Source organism: Olivibacter sp. LS-1 (genome assembly GCF_008245145.1).
Lineage (GTDB): Bacteria > Bacteroidota > Bacteroidia > Sphingobacteriales > Sphingobacteriaceae > Olivibacter > Olivibacter oleidegradans.
The window spans coordinates 1,625,686-1,638,409 of the sequence record NZ_CP041643.1 but is presented as its reverse complement, the minus strand read 5'-3'; the positions used below and the strand labels follow the sequence as shown (position 1 = coordinate 1,638,409).

Here is a 12,724-nt window from a genome sequence, read left to right as displayed (position 1 = left end):
CTAACGATTCAACATAGTTCTATAATAAATTCTATACTCTTTTAATACTTGCCGCTCCTTCAATAAGTATTTCAAAAAGAGTGACCAAGCACTGAAGAAATAGGAACCAGCTATTTTATATGCGTAAATTTTTCGGGCGATAAATTGCTTATATCGAGCAGCCAAACCTTCTTCCTGGGCCCATCGATCTAACGCTTCCCATACGAGTAACTGGTTACGGTAGTACTTTTTCTCCTTAAACCCCACCTTCGTATACCGATTTTCCAAATGGACACCTCTAGTAGCGATCGCCTGGGCAAGAATGCCGGGAACGACCTGTGCGTAATAGCCCAATCGGATAGTAAATTCATAGTCTTGATGTAATCGCAAATTTTCCTGAAAGTGCATCGGCATTCGAGCAAGAACTACTTTTCTTACAGTAAGCGTATCCAAATGAATGTGCCCTCTACGTTTCTCATTGATACCAAGCAGTTCTTCGAACATGGACTCGCCTGCCTTAAAATTTCGCACCACCGTAAACTTCGATGAGAAATGGCTGGCATATTTCTCTTGAGCCTCTTGCGAGTAAAAGTGAATACCTAAGGCCCCATACATGGCGTCGAAATCTTTTCCCTCCCGCCAATACTCCCGTTCAGCATCAAAGCGATTCGTTAAAAACAGATCATCAGCGTCCAAAAAAGCGATATAGGGACAAGTAGCCTTCTGTATGCCAAGATTTCGAGATGCGCCGGCTCCTTTATTTATGCCATTTTCGTGCTGATAAAGCTTAACCCGTTCATGTTGTCTTTCCAACTCCTTACATACGGCCAAAGCATTGTCCGGTGAGCAGTCCTCAATAAGAATGACCTCTTTCACTTCCTCAAACTGTAAGGCAGACTGTACTGCATCTGCCACATAGGCTTCAGCATTGTATACCGGTATAATGACTGCGATTTCCATACGATAGCTTTATCTGCTTATTTTATCAATTCCTTAGTACGTAAAACACCTGCTCCCACATCTGTTTCGATAGTTCCTTTTGCTTCGCACCTGCGTCTGCTAATGTCTGCTTGCATATAGCAGCGCTCTTCTCATCCAAAATCAATGAGATTTTAGCTTCGAGCGACTCCAAATCCATGTCCTCTTTTCCAATTCCGCCCTCCTTGAAATTGTAATCTTCCATTAAGGCTTGATATTTATGACTCCACCCAATGCAAAGACAAGGTACTGCTTGAGAAAGTGCACTGACCAGGCCGTGAAACCTTGATGTGACAACACCTTTACAGGCGCCAATAATTCCTTTCACTTTAAGCGGGTCATCTTCTTTGATAATTTTGACGGTTTTACTGAATTGAGTATTTACATCCTCCGCAAGCTGCAGGTCTTTTTTTCCTTCGTGAATAAGGAAAAAAGGGATCTTACCATGCCTTTCAATCAATACGACTAGATCGTGTAAACGTTCCAGGTATTGACCACGGTGTGTAAAAATATTGGACTCCAACAGTTTATTATTAGGAATGATGGCCACTTCCGTTTCCTTCGGATTAAAATAATCGGGTACCTTTCCTTTGATCAGATTGGTAAAATCCGGTCTAAGGTGTATTCGATCGGTTGACACCTGCAAACCATTCAAATAAGCAAGTGAATATTGATCACGCGCGAAGACCAGATCGGCTTGATCTAAAATAATTCTCATTTTCTGTTGTAATGCAGGATTCTCAAATGCTCCAAAAGCTTGTGGCAGCATAATGACTTTTTTCCCTTGCCTTTTCCACTTTTCAATATGATTTGCCAAACGTTCACCCGCCTTTTTTTCGCCCCAAAAATCGCCAAACGCGAACCCCGAACCATCAAGCACAGCCTGAATGTCCTTTTCGTGAACAAAACCTAAACTGCGCATCAGGAATTTTGGCATAAATCGACCCCACTTAGCCGAGTCTATCCCATATTTCTTCACGTTCAATTTGGTATAAATACCCAAGCTACGTTGTTGTTTAATTGTTGCACTAGGCCGTTTCTCCATAACGAAAACCACATCAGGAATTTGTTTTTTAACAACATCCATAATGGCATGTAGCATCAATTCGGCACCTTTATTGTGGAATTCAACCCCACGTAATTCGATTATCATGTGTCTATTAATTATATCTACGAATTTGGTCCAACGGTCTTTTTTCCGAAAAAGCCACCAAACCTTCCGGATCAGGGTAGCCGACTCCCATACACATCAACGCACGTTGATAAGGCTTCAACATTAAAAATTTATCCATTTTTTGTTCACGACTTTCAATATCAGGCCAGTTAATAGCGCAGCTGCTTAAACCCATAGTTTCTAGAGCCAACATAAAGGACATAGAAGCCAAAGAAGCATCAATATACATTACATGACGGTCTCTTTCATCAAAATAGGCATCCAGATTTCCCACCAAAACAATAAAGACAGGTATCGAATGACCGTACCCTTTGGTTCCCATAGGTAAATTAATCCCTTCCTTTACCAGCTGGGCCTCATCAAAAATGCGAAATTCAAATGGCTGCCTATTACAAGCACTCGGTGCTTGATTAGCCGCTAGAATCGCCTTATCGATCATTTCCCGTGGAACGGGTATGTCTAAAAACCAACGAACGGATCGACGTTGACGGCACAATTGATAAAAATCCTCAAAGGAAATGTTACTCCGATGTTCTTCCAAACGGACATAGGGAACGGACTTTGCTTCCGCTTTTCCGTCTGGTATATTCGTAGGCGGCATACACTCTTGAAGAATGCGGTGATAGCGTTGCCCCAACTTATAGACGAAGGGGTCTTCTTCGCCTGCAGACTCGAAATAGGCGGACAAGACGTCCTTAAACCACTTCAATTGTAAATTTGTATCCGTCGTAGATTGCAATTTGCAAATTCCTTCAAAGCTATCAATCGTCTCTTCAATATAATCCTTTCCAAAAACGGCCCTGCGAGGACGCATCAATAAGCCCTTTTCAATCCGGTGCGTATTGCGTACTAATAAAAAGTAGTTTGCTTTGATTTCCTTCGCCTCCTTTACATGTTTCACTCTTCCAGCTAATACAGCTTGGCTTTCTCGGGCAAAAGATTTATCAAACAGCAGATAATAAAGAACAGATAATTTTTTTGATCGAGCACAATAGATCGGTATTGTCTCTTTGATCATTCGTTTAATAGGTGCTTTTAGGGCCTTCATCATAGCTATTCTTCTATTATTTCTTCATTAATTTGAGTTGATTGATTTGTAGACGAATCTCATTTCCCATGAGCAACCAAATAACCAACATATAAGTCAACATCAGTAAGGAAGCCGATACAACAAAGGGCCAACCCAGTAGGGTAAATGTGATTTTTGACACCAGATAAGCCAATAACGATGCAATCCACGGGTCTTTAATGGCTACTAAGAACTCTTTGGTGCTTACCTTAATTGCCAGTAGCTTATTAAAGGTATACTGAGCGATTAATACTGCTATCACTTTGTTCAATAGTATCGCCCAAGCAGCCCCAATAATTCCATAGTAATAGATGCCTGCTAACAGCATGGGTAAGAATATAACTGCCTTTACCAATTGAAGTTTCATTTCCAAGCCAGGCCTACCGACTCCTCTAATCAGCGCCGTATTGCTATTAACCATCATATGGAACATCACCGCGATGGCTAAAATGCGAAGTGGCTCAATAGCCATTTCCCACTTGTCGCCAAAGAATACAAGAATTATAGGTTCAGCCAGCGCGCAGAAAGCCGTCATAATAGGATAAATAATTAAGCTATTATAATTGATGACTTTCAAATAGTAGCTTTTTAGCGCCTTATGGTCTGTCTGCTTCTTGCCATAAAGCGGATACATTACATTGTTGATGACGGCCATAAGCCTGCTCCGAAATGTATCAGTAAGAATGAAGGCAAATGTATAAGCACCAAGCAGCTGTGCGCTTAATAACTTTCCTATTAACAAATAGTCCACATTGTTAATTAGATAATTAAGCACATTAGTCCCTGTCGTATAGATACCAAAACCGAAGATATCGTGAAAAGCTTGCTTATTCCAAATAAACCTGGGCTTCCATCCGGTTGCTTTAAAATAAAGCGGAATCGCTACAATAATTGAAGCTACCGAGTTAAAGGCCAACGACCACACACCCGCTCCGGAAAATGCAAGGCCGAGAGAAAGACATCCTGAGAGAATGTTCGATGTGTTGTCAATAAACGCAATTTTTTTGAAATCCATGCGCTTTGTTAATTGAGCCTTATTAACCAAATTGATCGGACTTGATAGTACCCCCAAACCGATTACAGGAATAAGTGCCTTCAAGATAGGTTCACTATAAAACATAGCGGCTAATGGCGCTACAGCAAAGCAAATGATCAGATAAATGAATAATGACCATCCGAAACCCGTCCAAAATGCTGTGTGAAAGTGCTCCTCGCTCAATGTCTCATCCTTTTTTTGGACAAGCGCAGCTCCTATGCCTAAGTCGTTCATCACCTGAACAAATCCCGTAAACACAGTTGCCATTCCTACGATACCGAATTGCTCCGGGAACAAGAGCTTCGCCAATACCAAACGAATGATAAAACCAAATCCTTGATTAACCACCATTTGTATGCCCGTCCAAAAAACACCTTTTGCTACGAGTTTTTTCGCATTATTCATTAAGCGTCTTTCATCTAATCATTTTATATACTACCCCGCCAAATGCTCCCACTGCGTTTTATTGTCCTTTTTAAACACCTCGATATCCGAAGCCACCATTTCGCGGCACAAAGCAGATAAATCATATTCCGGCTCCCAGCCCAATTTTGTTTTCGACTTAGTCGGATCACCGATCAACAACTCAACCTCCGTCGGACGGAAATAAGCCGGATCTACAGATACTACCTCTTGTCCTATCTGTAAAGCATCATATTCCGGATTGCTTAGTGACTTGACAAATCCTTTTTCATTTACACCTTCACCTTTAAACTCTATTTCGGCGCCCACTTCCGCAAAAGCCATTTTTACAAAATCACGCACCGGTGTGGTAATTCCGGTTGCAATAACATAATCTTCCGCTTTTTCTTGTTGTAGGATAAGCCACATTGCTTTTACATAGTCCTTGGCATGTCCCCAATCGCGGCGCGCATCCAAATTGCCTAAGAACATCTTGTCCTGCAGGCCTAGAGAAATAGCCGCCACCGCTCGTGTGATTTTCCGCGTCACAAACGTCTCACCACGTAAGGGACTCTCGTGGTTAAACAGGATTCCGTTGCAGGCATACATATTGTACGCTTCACGATAATTCACCGTAATCCAATAAGCATATAACTTAGCTACGGCGTAAGGGCTCCGTGGATAAAAGGGTGTGGTTTCGCTTTGCGGTACTGCTTGCACTAAACCATATAGCTCAGAGGTCGAAGCTTGGTAAATGCGCGTTTTCTTTTCCAAACCAAGAATACGGATGGCCTCTAGAATACGTAAAGTTCCTATCCCGTCGGCATTAGCAGTATATTCCGGTGTATCAAAACTTACCTTTACGTGGCTCATCGCCGCTAAATTGTAAATTTCATCGGGTTGCGTTTCCTGGATAATACGAATCAGGTTGGTGCTATCTGTCATGTCGCCATAATGCAACTTAAAGCGCACATTTTCGCTGTGTGGGTCTTGATATAGATGGTCTATACGATCGGTGTTGATCAATGACGAACGGCGTTTAACACCATGCACCATGTAGCCTTTCTCTAATAAAAGTTCTGCAAGATAGGCTCCATCTTGCCCATTTACACCAGTAATTAATGCTGTCTTCATATGTTACATTGTTTTTATATTATTTCACTCCTATGAGCTATAATTTCAATCGTATTACGTCTGCATCATCCGAAGGATACTGAACATCCACATGGTTCCAAAGTTGTGCGATAACAGCCCAGTCGTCTAATCCTACCAAGCGGTGTCGCTTTCCCGGTCTCAGCTCGATGATATCTTTTGACTGTTTAACCAATAGCCTTCTTTCTTCATCATCATCACTCGTAATCACGCCTACTTCGCCTACAATCACTTGCCACCATTCGGCCCTACGTTGATGATATTGCCAAGCAATAGCCTGCTTTGGTTCAATAACCAAGACTTTGGGTTTAGAGGGATGAGCGGCCTTTTTCTCTTGAGACTGTATAACCTCTTGAAAAAATAGGTCAGCGAAGCGTTGTGCCTGGCTTTCGTCGATCATTACTGAACCACCCCACGGCTGCGAATGATCAAGACCAACAATCCGGAAGCCCTGGGATGTTATTTTTCTTTTAACTTCCTCGAAAAAATCAGCTTTATATGAGATGCGCATGATAGAAACGGGCTATATTTTTCAATTCTGTCCTTAATATGCGCCAACTTGCTCAAATGAGCACAGATTAAGCACAAGCTATAAATGAATATTTATCAAAAAACAAGATCGTTTGTTAAATAAAAGTTAAGCAAATGATCAACTGATTGATTTATTTCGAAAATACTACGCAAAATGACAGTAAACAAAAAGCCATAAGGCACTTGTGTACGAACTACACAATATTGTGTAAATATGTACAGAAGAAAAGGGGAAGGTTTATAGCCTGAACACGCTAAAAATAAAAAGCCTGCTTCCAATTTTTGATAACTAAATTGGAAACAAGCCTCAAATTTATGTCTATGGGTCTAGTAGACCCAGTCGCGTCCAAAGATTGGTATAAGTAAAAATCTAATCTATAATTATTTCGCAAATAAAGTCAGATAACCATCGTTGATTTCAAAATCATCATATACAGGCATGAAAGGAGATTGCCGCGACACTTCAATAATTATTTCTCGTTTCTTACTATTGCTTCCAGAGCGCCCTCTCTCGCTCAACGGAAGCCTCGGTCCTTGCCTCAATAAGGCCGGTGCATTACTTTTACTATTCATTTAACAATTTTACAATTAGGTACTTACAGTTGTTTTTTACGGCACAAATGTACATAATAATCTTTTTCATATATATACCTAACACTAGATATTTTTGTATAAAACAATGAGTTTTAACATTTTTTAACGTACAGATGATATCAGGTGTAATTGGCGAATACCTTGATCCTAAAATAAAAAATCTTTATTTTCCAAAGGCAAATATGGATAAAAGCAACACAATCAACGAAATATAATCATACAAATGTGTACCAATGGTTCAATTATGAGTATGAGGAATCACGGTTTGTGAGTTGTAAGTTTTAAGTCCTATGTTTTACGTAATAGGGGGTAGTTGAGTCGTTCAGTAGTTGAGTCGTTAAATAGTTAAGTCGTTCAGTAGTTAGTGTAATTGCTACTTGTAAGTGATGAATAGCAGCAGCAGTACAAGCCTTATAGCTTATTACTCATCATTCATAACTCATCACTCGCCACTCATCGCCTATAGCTTATTGCTTACAGCCTATCGCCTACTAACAAGCTCCCTTGTTCACTAGTTAGGGAGTAGTTGAGTCGTTCAGTAGTTGAGTCGTTAAATAGTTAAGTCGTTCAGTAGTTAGTGTAATTGCGCGTTGTAAGTGATGAATAGCAGCAGTACAAGCCTTATAGCTTATTACTCATCATTCATCACTCATCACTCGCCACTCATCGCCTACAGCTTATTGCTTAAAGCTTATCGTCTACTAACAAGCTCCCTTGTTCACTAATTAGGGAGTAGTTGAATCGTTCAGTAGTTGAGTCGTTAAATAGTTAAGTCGTTCAGTAGTTAGTGTAATTGCGCGTTGTAAGTGATGAATAGCAGCAGTACAAGCCTTATAGCTTATTACTCATCATTCATCACTCATCACTCGCCACTCATCGCCTATAGCTTATTGCTTACAGCCTATCGCCTACTAACAAGCTCCCTTGTTCACTAGTTAGGGAGTAGTTGAGTCGTTCAGTAGTTGAGTCGTTAAATAGTTAAGTCGTTCAGTAGTTAGTGTAATTGCGCGTTGTAAGTGATGAATAACAGCAGTACAAGCCTTATAGCTTATTACTCATCATTCATCACTCATCACTCACCACTCATCGCCTATAGCTTATTGCTTAAAGCCTATCGCCTACTAACAAGCTCCCTTGTTCAATAATCAATAAGCTTGCTTATCGCCGATAATCATTCGCCAGAAGGTTAAGAAAATAATTTTCAAATCAAGCAAAAAAGTCCAGTGTTCGATATACCAGATATCATGTTCAATCCGCGCTTTTAATAGATTCGGATTTCCGGATTCTCCGCGTAGTCCGTTCACTTGAGCCCATCCCGTAATACCGGGTTTGGCCTGATGCCTTACCAGGTAGTTTTTTACAATATAGGTAGATTCGACATTCATCAGCGAAGCGTGCGGGCGAGGTCCTACCACCGACATTTCGCCCCAAAGTACATTTAGGAATTGTGGAAATTCATCTAAGCTCGTTTTACGAAGGAAACGCCCGATCGGCGTAATCCGGGGATCGTTCTTTTGCGCCTGTTGAAATTTACCGGCCTGATTGGTATCAGGCGCCTTCACATACATTGATCTGAATTTATAACAGAGAAAAGGTCGGTTGCGTTTACCCCAGCGTTCTTGTTTGTAAAACACGGGGCCTTCCGATCCCAATTTAATGAGAATGGCGATAAGAGGAAACAGCCAGGAGCATACAAAGACGAGCACAAACAAACTAAAGAAAATATCAAAGGCTCTTTTTGCCGCCCGATTATAAATATCTTCCAATGGCTCATTCCGTACGCTTAACAACGGAAAACCGCCAATCATGCTAAAAGTATACATCCCCGAGTTACTCATTTGAAAGACATCCGGAATAATGCGAAGTCTTACCGCGTGGGCACTTAAGGCAGAAGCGATTTCTTTCGTATTATAAGAGGTTTCCGGACCATCTGCAATAAACACCTCATCAATGTCATTGATATCCCCTAAGGGTTGCCCTCCCACCATCAACATACGCTCTCCAAAGCTTTGGGCTGGCTGGGAAAAAGTCAAGGCGCCCTGAATATGGCGCACCACTTCATAGCCGTAATACTTATTTTCTTTGATATACCTGCAAAATTGCTGACCATGCTCTCCTCCTCCGATCACGAGTGCACGACGGCGTAAGTAGCCATGGCGAAATACCATCAAATAGATCTTCTTAAGCAGAATCTTACTGAAAGGTATGAAGAAAGCAACCAGACAGCCATAGATCACAACAAAAGTTCGCGAATAGTCATTTTCCTTTACAGCAAAAATGAACAAAACCACCAACATCACCTGCCATAAAATCGTATTAGCTGTTTTAAACAGCTCACGCATCTGGTTTTCCTGGATCTTATCTTCATATAATCGATTGGAACGAGCGGTAAAGTACCACCCACAAAGCAAAAAAAGTAGAAATCCCGCATCATAAAGGCTCAGCTGATAAAAATACTCGTAGTTACTAAATCGAACAGCAAGTAAAAAGGAAAGGATAATAAAGAAAAAATCGGTAACTACGTGTGTAAAATGAAAGAGGTAACGGCTGCTTAAATCCATAAAAGGGAAATTACGAGAAAAATTTAACAAAAATGTTTATTCCTGTGAAATGCGCTCAACAAACATCATACCGGTAAATAAAATTCAAGAAAAGGCCATATTGCATACATATTTTTCATAAAATCGTGAAAAAAACCAACTTAAATGCACAAAAACATAGAGTTAACACAATTAATATAAATTTAATATCAGCAAGAAAAAGCGATTTTAAACGCAACAAGACATTTTTACATTTTTTAAAAAGAAATCGAGTGGAAAATTAAAAATATTGGCATGATTTTTAATATTTAATAGCGAATTTGCAAATAAGATACTCAGCAAACAGGCAATACGTTCTTTACCACTAAGAGAATTTTGCTTTTTTCACGTCTAAAAGAAAGAGATATTGTGATACCATTTTTAATCAGTGATATTCCTAAAAAGCCTATTCCCATGCGAATGAAGGGTATGTTTGCACTTTTGGACGCCGGCTTTTTCGGTATCCTTGGCATTGTTCTCACCGTTGTGAGTATCTTTTTTATTAGCCGGCACAAAAATAGACAACGTATTCACAGGCTAAAGCGAGAATATGCTGAGTTGGACGAACGTTATCAGGCTTTACGCAACAAAACAGAATCGCACGAGCTGTTCATAAACGAGACACATCATCGCGTCAAGAATAATCTACAGTTTGCGTCCTCTTTATTGAACATGCACATACGTACAAGTAAGCACCCCGAAGTAAAAAAAGCCCTTCACGATAGCGCCGTGCGACTTCAATCGATGCTTTTAGTGCACCAAAAGCTATACACTGACAATTTGCATGACACCATTGATTTAGCAAATTATACGAAAGATTTAGTCCATTACATCGTAAAGAGTTATAGCGGACAAGAACAAATACAAAAAAAAATCAATATCTGTGCGGCTAAAGTAAAAACTGATGTTATCATACCGTATGGTTTACTGATTACCGAACTGATTACCAATTCAATTAAATATGCGAGACAAGAAGATGAACACCTACAAGTAACCATCCAGGTTACGCCCACAGAAGCAGGGTACTATCGTTTGTATTACAGTGACAACGGCCCGGGCATTTCTTCGGGCATCAATTGGGAACAAACAGGTACCATGGGCCTACGCCTGCTAACCAACCTTACAAAACAACTACAGGGAACGATCCATTACGAATTTAACGAAGCCTCCATTTTTAAAATTAATTTCAGAAGTACATAGATGCAAAATTTACGAATTCTTATAGTTGAAGACGAGATGATCATTGCATTGGACATGCAGGAAATGCTCGAAGAAGTTGGTTACACCGTATGTGGTATAGCGGCTGATTACGAGGAAGCATTAAGCTTCGTAAAAGAAAAAACGCCGGATCTCGTGCTTTTAGACATTGGCATACGCAGTGCACGAAGCGGTATTGATGTGGCTCGCGTGTTACGCATTAAGGGTATACCGTTCATTTTTACGACCTCACACGCGGAACCCGCCACGATCGAAAACGCAAAAGATACACGGCCTTACGGTTACCTTATCAAACCTTTTACCAAGATTGACTTATATGCTGCCATCGAGATTGCCATGAGTCATTTTCAAAAAACAGACGAACCAAGCTTGTTTCTACCTATGGGTCGAAATAAACATCACGTATCGTTAAAGGACTTAGTTTTTATCAAGGCAAATGGTAATTATGTGGAATTGCAGATTGGCACCAGACGAGTAGCCCTTCGAAAAAATTTAAAGGAATTCGAAGCTAAATTACCGGCAGGACACCCTTTTTTACGCGTACATAAGTCGTACCTCGTCAATCGTTCTCATATTCATTCTTTTAACCAATTGGAACTAAAGCTGAAAGATGGCACCGGTATACCGATAGGTCGGACTTACTTTGCGGATATCAAATCAAATTTATTGATTGTTTAGCATATTCCTAACAAACTGAACAAATATCCATCAGTTTACACACAGAAATACGTCATTTAGACACAAAACGAAAACACTTGCGAAACGAGTTGAGCAAATACGATTATATTTATACATTATATCACAAGTATTGTATAAATTATATAAGGATGTTTTCAATTTTACCAACTCAATCAGCAACGTATACAGGCAATAGGGTTGGAAGCATACTCGCTGCCGATATACATATTGATTTACTGAAACCAAGTTTCGGCTATTTCAATAGCACTGATGTAACCGAAGAACTGAAAAACGCTGGCTATGCTTGCATCTTCGGAGCTGTGAGTCAGGATGCTATAGATGCTAAAACGTTTAACAGCGCCTTGCCAATACATTCAATTAGGCTTTATCGTTTGGATACGGACGGAGCCCTTCTTCAACAAGAAAAATTAGAGACTTTTGGAAAAAATTATGTACTGCTAGAGGCACCGGCAGATATTTTAAGCCGCGATCTGGAAGATGTTGTCGCTTATCTCACCGGTAAAGGCCTGCAACCGGTACTGGCTAAGACAGAGCAATACGCCTGCTTGCAAGATAACTATCGGAATATAACACGCCTTCACTTGCAAGGATGCCTGTATGAAAGTGATTTACTTTCCTTAGCTGGATCTAATGGGGTCGACGCAAAGCGTGTAGCACAGAAATTATTTAAAGAAGAACGTGTAAGTTTTGTAGGATCAGGTGCACGGAATACCGATGATCAACAAATGATCAACGAGCTTTTTCATTCAAAGAAATTAATGAAACAGTTGCAGTCAGCTTGCATAAAAAACAAAGAAATTATTTAACCAAGAATACCTGAACAACGGCGGTGATCATGGCCCTATGATCATCGCTTTGAAAATTCACTAACCTTCATATTGCCGACCATAATCGGCACAACTTTCTATTTCCTAATTTGTAGGTATTTCGTATTTCGAAATTATCCGCTACCTTTGATTCTAAAACCTATAGGGACGGGTTCTTTCAATGACATAAAAGCTTTGTGATACAGAATCTTACCAAGTAACAAGAATCCCCACTGTGCGTTGTGTGTATAAATAAGTTAACATGATGTTATTTAACATTTTCATGCGTCATCATGGGGTCGTGACGCTGGTGATGGAAAACGTATTGGCTACCGAAGTCGATAGCCTCGTGAAATCACTGAATGCATTGAACGATGACGGCGAGGTATACTATAAAGTACCCGTCGATAATCGGCGTTCACAGGAAAGACAATAAAAGAGCTATAAAACAAAGGCGAGGCGCTAACGTAGTGATTAGGGCCTCGCCTTTGTTTTGATACGATCAGT

At 40.3% G+C, this 12,724-nt stretch carries 12 protein-coding genes; 4 read left to right on the top strand and 8 right to left on the bottom strand.

From position 1 onward, the window contains the following. The 8 genes from FKG96_RS06615 to FKG96_RS06580 all read right to left on the bottom strand — a co-directional run bounded on the left by FKG96_RS06615 (position 1) and on the right by FKG96_RS06580 (position 9,476). Positions 1 to 939 carry a glycosyltransferase family 2 protein gene (locus FKG96_RS06615; RefSeq protein WP_130856133.1) on the bottom strand — a complete coding sequence of 313 codons (939 nt, stop codon included), beginning with the start codon at positions 937 to 939 and terminating at the stop codon, positions 1 to 3. Positions 940 to 964: 25 nt separating this feature from the next. Further along, complete coding sequence (locus FKG96_RS06610) at positions 965 to 2,110, bottom strand: polysaccharide pyruvyl transferase family protein (RefSeq protein ID WP_130856132.1); 1,146 nt, start codon at positions 2,108 to 2,110, stop codon at positions 965 to 967. A 7-nt stretch (positions 2,111 to 2,117) separates the two neighbouring features. After that, positions 2,118 to 3,182 (bottom strand): nitroreductase family protein, encoded by a 1,065-nt coding sequence (locus tag FKG96_RS06605; protein WP_130856131.1) that lies wholly within the window; start codon positions 3,180 to 3,182, stop codon positions 2,118 to 2,120. A gap of 13 nt (positions 3,183 to 3,195) precedes the next feature. Further along, complete coding sequence (locus FKG96_RS06600; protein WP_130856130.1) at positions 3,196 to 4,641, bottom strand: lipopolysaccharide biosynthesis protein; 1,446 nt, start codon at positions 4,639 to 4,641, stop codon at positions 3,196 to 3,198. 30 nt (positions 4,642 to 4,671) lie between these two features. Further along, positions 4,672 to 5,772, bottom strand: a complete 1,101-nt coding sequence (gene gmd / locus FKG96_RS06595; protein ID WP_013665224.1) for a GDP-mannose 4,6-dehydratase — start codon at positions 5,770 to 5,772, stop codon at positions 4,672 to 4,674. Between the two features lie 37 nt (positions 5,773 to 5,809). After that, entirely contained in the window at positions 5,810 to 6,301 is a 492-nt protein-coding gene (locus tag FKG96_RS06590; protein WP_130856129.1) for a phosphoheptose isomerase, read from the bottom strand. 401 nt (positions 6,302 to 6,702) lie between these two features. Then, the gene (locus FKG96_RS06585) at positions 6,703 to 6,894 is read right to left on the bottom strand and encodes a hypothetical protein (RefSeq protein ID WP_013665222.1); all 192 of its coding nucleotides are present in this window, start codon (positions 6,892 to 6,894) and stop codon (positions 6,703 to 6,705) included. 1,166 nt (positions 6,895 to 8,060) lie between these two features. After that, positions 8,061 to 9,476, bottom strand: coding sequence for an undecaprenyl-phosphate glucose phosphotransferase (locus FKG96_RS06580; RefSeq protein WP_130856127.1), 1,416 nt, complete (start codon positions 9,474 to 9,476; stop codon positions 8,061 to 8,063). A gap of 387 nt (positions 9,477 to 9,863) precedes the next feature. Here FKG96_RS06580 and FKG96_RS06575 point away from each other — a divergent pair, with 387 nt between their 5' ends. From FKG96_RS06575 to FKG96_RS26690, 4 genes are all read left to right on the top strand, one after another. Next, a complete protein-coding gene (locus FKG96_RS06575; protein WP_130856126.1) occupies positions 9,864 to 10,694 on the top strand; it encodes a sensor histidine kinase in 831 nt (276 codons plus the stop codon). Then, positions 10,695 to 11,390, top strand: a complete 696-nt coding sequence (locus FKG96_RS06570; protein WP_130856125.1) for a LytTR family DNA-binding domain-containing protein — start codon at positions 10,695 to 10,697, stop codon at positions 11,388 to 11,390. Positions 11,391 to 11,539: 149 nt separating this feature from the next. Then, positions 11,540 to 12,217, top strand: a complete 678-nt coding sequence (locus tag FKG96_RS06565; protein WP_130856124.1) for a CpsB/CapC family capsule biosynthesis tyrosine phosphatase — start codon at positions 11,540 to 11,542, stop codon at positions 12,215 to 12,217. 262 nt (positions 12,218 to 12,479) lie between these two features. Continuing rightward, positions 12,480 to 12,653 (top strand): hypothetical protein, encoded by a 174-nt coding sequence (locus FKG96_RS26690; protein WP_013665216.1) that lies wholly within the window; start codon positions 12,480 to 12,482, stop codon positions 12,651 to 12,653. Positions 12,654 to 12,724: the final 71 nt, after the last annotated feature.

Excerpts from the sequence above, each read along its gene's own strand:
- FKG96_RS06615 (WP_130856133.1), bottom strand. The coding sequence starts at position 939 with ATGGAAATCGCAGTCATTATACCGGTATACAATGCTGAAGCCTATGTG.
- FKG96_RS06610 (WP_130856132.1), bottom strand. The coding sequence starts at position 2,110 with ATGATAATCGAATTACGTGGGGTTGAATTCCACAATAAAGGTGCCGAA.
- FKG96_RS06605 (WP_130856131.1), bottom strand. The coding sequence starts at position 3,182 with ATGATGAAGGCCCTAAAAGCACCTATTAAACGAATGATCAAAGAGACA.
- FKG96_RS06600 (WP_130856130.1), bottom strand. The coding sequence starts at position 4,641 with ATGAATAATGCGAAAAAACTCGTAGCAAAAGGTGTTTTTTGGACGGGC.
- gmd (WP_013665224.1), bottom strand. The coding sequence starts at position 5,772 with ATGAAGACAGCATTAATTACTGGTGTAAATGGGCAAGATGGAGCCTAT.
- FKG96_RS06590 (WP_130856129.1), bottom strand. The coding sequence starts at position 6,301 with ATGCGCATCTCATATAAAGCTGATTTTTTCGAGGAAGTTAAAAGAAAA.
- FKG96_RS06585 (WP_013665222.1), bottom strand. The coding sequence starts at position 6,894 with ATGAATAGTAAAAGTAATGCACCGGCCTTATTGAGGCAAGGACCGAGG.
- FKG96_RS06580 (WP_130856127.1), bottom strand. The coding sequence starts at position 9,476 with ATGGATTTAAGCAGCCGTTACCTCTTTCATTTTACACACGTAGTTACC.
- FKG96_RS06570 (WP_130856125.1), top strand. The coding sequence starts at position 10,695 with ATGCAAAATTTACGAATTCTTATAGTTGAAGACGAGATGATCATTGCA.
- FKG96_RS06565 (WP_130856124.1), top strand. The coding sequence starts at position 11,540 with ATGTTTTCAATTTTACCAACTCAATCAGCAACGTATACAGGCAATAGG.
- FKG96_RS26690 (WP_013665216.1), top strand. The coding sequence starts at position 12,480 with ATGATGTTATTTAACATTTTCATGCGTCATCATGGGGTCGTGACGCTG.